Origin of the sequence: Vibrio sp. ER1A, from assembly GCF_000733315.1 — a bacterium.
Classification (GTDB): Bacteria; Pseudomonadota; Gammaproteobacteria; order Enterobacterales; family Vibrionaceae; genus Vibrio; species Vibrio mediterranei.
Map to the genome: position 1 here is coordinate 1 of NZ_JPJA01000038.1, position 3,359 is coordinate 3,359.

Consider the following 3,359-nt stretch of genomic DNA (forward strand, 5'->3'; position numbering starts at 1 on the left):
ATAAGCATAAGCATAAGCATAGATAAGACCTAGTCATACTTGTACCGGATTAAGTTTGTTTTGAGCGAACCTCATGTCGGTTCTTTCGCCTCTATTACATCAACACGGTCTCAGTTTTTGAACATTAGAAAGTTAAAGATGCATCCAGCCCCCAACACCGCTAATCACCCTGTAATTCGGGTATCAGACTTAAGCTACAAAACCAGTAGTGACCAACTTCTGATCGACACTGTAAGCTTCGAACTACACGTTGGAGAAAACCTATTTATCATTGGTCCCAATGGCTCAGGAAAAAGCACACTACTTAAACTCTTAACTGGAACGTTAACCCCCTCACAAGGCGAAGTCCTCTATGCCAACACACCACTCCAGCACTTATCCCTTAAGCAGCGCGCCGCGAAAATTGCGGTGATTGACCAACACGAAAAGCCAGACCCTCGCTTATTGGTTCGTGATTACGTCCGCCTTGGGTGTATCCCACATGAAGCTCAAACATCTAAAGAAGAGATAATACATCACGTTGAACATGCTATGTCATTGCTCGGGATATCACATTTGTCGGGTAAAACGATGCAGCAACTTTCGGGTGGTGAGAAGCAAAAGGCCTATGTTGCGCGAAGTTTATGCCAAAAGCCCGATGTTCTGATTCTTGATGAACCCACTAATCACCTCGACCCCAAAGCGAAAGGCGAGGTGTTATCTATCGTAGCTAGCCTTGGTATCACTACGATTACCGTCTTGCATGAACTGGCGCTCGCCGTTCAGATGTGTGACAAACTTCTTTTGCTCGAATCAGCCAAAGTAAGAGCATTTGGCACTCCAGACCAAACGTTAACCACTGAACTTGTCCATCAAGTGTTTGGTGTTGGATTGTATCGCTTTGAACACCCTCAGGGAGGTCGAAGCCTCGTCAGTATCGATATCCCTACGAGAAAAAACAGTCAAATAATGGAACTTATATGAAAAGAGTCATTTCCTCTCTCGCTCTTTGCTTGAGCGCAACAACACAGGCAAGTGTCACTGTCGAGAACTGTGGTCAGCCTATCACCTTTAACTCTGTACCTGAGCGTATGGTAGTGCACGACATTAATATGACTGAGATGGCTTTTGCTCTCGATCTACAAGACAAAATTGTCGGTTTAACGGGCATCACTGGCTGGTATAAAACTGGCCCCGAGTTCGACAAAATGCGCGGTGACATCCCGGAACTTGCACCTAAATACCCTACCATGGAGAACTTGCTTTCTGCAGATCCTGACCTGTTTTTCGCCGGTTGGTATTACGGAATGAAACCAGGCGGCGAAGTTACACCAGATACGCTCGCGGCACAGAATATCAACACACTCGTTTTGAGCGAAAGCTGCACGCACATAGAGGCCAAACGCGAGAAAGCGACGATGGATTTGCTTTTTAACGATATTTCTCGATTAGGGAAAGTGTTTGATAAAGAGCAACAAGCAGACAAGTTAATAACCGACTGGAAATCACAACTTTCGGATATCCAATCTAGAGTGAAAAACGCGCCAAACCCCCGAGTTTTCTTGTATGACTCTGGCGACGAGAAACCCTTTACCGCCGGAAAATATGCCATTATTACGCCAATGATTGAAGTCGCTGGAGGTCAGAATGTCATGGCTGATATGGAAACGAGCTGGGGTCGAACCTCATGGGAAATTGTGGCGATGAGAAATCCAGAGTTTTTGCTCCTTTTGGATTATGAAGATGGCAATGGTGCCACTAAGTTGTTGGACTTTTTGAAACAACACCCTGCAATGAAAGAAACGGACGCAGTTAAAAACGAGCGTTTTATCGCACTGAAGTACGCAGAGTTAACGCCAGGCCCAGCCAATATCGAAGTTATCGAAAAAGTGGCAAAAGCCATGCATCCAGAGCTTTTCTAACAAGATGTCCGATAGCGTTAAAACCATGACTTGGGTAGCGTTAGGTTTCGCTCTAATCGCTACCTTATTGATTTTGTCTGTTGTTCATGGCTCTACCCCTATTTCCCTTGAAACGACTTTACAGGCATTTGGACAACTGTTTACTCACAATGAAAACACGATGGGACCTGTGTATGGCATTGTTGTCGATCTAAGACTTCCCCGAGCACTTCTTGCCATATTCGTCGGAGCTGGATTGGGTATTGTTGGTACGCTCTTGCAAACCACGACGAAAAACGATCTCGCTGATCCTTTCTTGTTTGGTTTGAGCTCAGGAGCTGCCGCCGGTGCTGTCGCAGTTATTACACTGGGTGGTGATTTTCTAGGCATTTGGACGCTTCCTCTTGCCTCTTTCATTGGTGGCATGACGGCTTCAGGGTTAGTGATTTTACTAGTCAGGAGAATGGCGAATTCTGGGCCAGAAAAGCTCGTATTAGCCGGCCTTGCTGTCTCGTTTGTGTTTACCGCGTTGACCAACTATTTGATCTTTTCTGGTGACCAAAGAGCAGCACACTCTGTTCTATTCTGGTCTTTGGGAGGACTTGGGCTCGCTCGTTGGGACAACTTGTTTTTAGCTGTAGCAGGCTTTGTGATCGTGTTTAGTTATGCAGTCTATAATCATCGGAACTTTGATGCATTGTTGGCAGGAGAACACACTGCCCGTAGTCTTGGCGTCGACCCAGTTAAACAACAAAACCTCACCTTTGTCGTGTGTGCTTTTAGTACCGCAATCTTTGTATCACTCACTGGCATTATCGGTTTTATTGGTCTTATGGTGCCTCATATCGCACGCATGTTAACGGGCTCATTACATAAAGGATTGAGTGTTTTCTCCGCAGTCCTTGGCAGTATATTTTTGCTTGGAAGTGACTTGATAGCGCGGGTCCTACTCATTCCTCAGGAGCTTCCTGTCGGTATCGTCACGACCTCAATAGGTGGCGTGTTTGTGTTTTTCTTACTGATGAAGAACAGCGCATCGAGTTAGTGGCTCAGAGAAGATATAAAAGCCAAAGTTATCGGATTAAAGCGATAGAAACCCTCTTCAAATTTAACCAAGAAGAGGGTTTGTTGTTTGAGGCAAGCAATTAGTTCTTGTGCTTCCATAGACGCTTGCGATTCTGGTTGTGAAGATATCTTGCCTTTCAGTTCCATCATGAGTTGTTTAACCAAAATTCCTTAGATAAACATCGTCGGAAGTCCCACGAGCATACACAAAGACCAATTGGAGATTTATCTAGGAAGGGAGTCTGCACTCATTAATTCGTCGATAAGCTGATTGTCAAAATAACCAGCCCATTCACCATCTATTTTACTTTTATCCACACATGAATAGAATTACAAAAAGTAAGTCAAATAACGCTTTCGTGAATTTAATGTTTAACCATTCAAACTCACAACGGGGCGTGCGACGTGAAGTCG

General features: G+C 44.8%; 3 protein-coding genes. All 3 read left to right on the forward strand.

What is annotated here, in order from left to right; translation table 11 throughout:
• The first annotated feature begins 117 nt into the window (after nt 1–117).
• Genes HW45_RS03990 through HW45_RS04000 form a run of 3 tightly spaced genes read left to right on the forward strand, consistent with a single transcriptional unit; the run spans nt 118 to nt 2,925 of the window.
• Nucleotides 118–963, forward strand: a complete 846-nt coding sequence (locus HW45_RS03990) for an ABC transporter ATP-binding protein (protein WP_152559618.1) — start codon at nt 118–120, stop codon at nt 961–963.
• Nucleotides 960–1,901, forward strand: a complete 942-nt coding sequence (locus HW45_RS03995) for an ABC transporter substrate-binding protein (protein WP_038225003.1) — start codon at nt 960–962, stop codon at nt 1,899–1,901. Before HW45_RS03990 ends, HW45_RS03995 begins: the two co-directional genes overlap by 4 nt.
• 4 nt (nt 1,902–1,905) lie before the next feature.
• Entirely contained in the window at nt 1,906–2,925 is a 1,020-nt protein-coding gene (locus HW45_RS04000; protein WP_038225004.1) for a FecCD family ABC transporter permease, read from the forward strand.
• Nucleotides 2,926–3,359 lie beyond the last annotated feature (434 nt).

Coding starts and splice junctions, on each gene's coding strand:
- HW45_RS03995 (WP_038225003.1), top strand. CDS start 960: ATGAAAAGAGTCATTTCCTCTCTCGCTCTTTGCTTGAGCGCAACAACA.
- HW45_RS04000 (WP_038225004.1), top strand. CDS start 1,906: ATGTCCGATAGCGTTAAAACCATGACTTGGGTAGCGTTAGGTTTCGCT.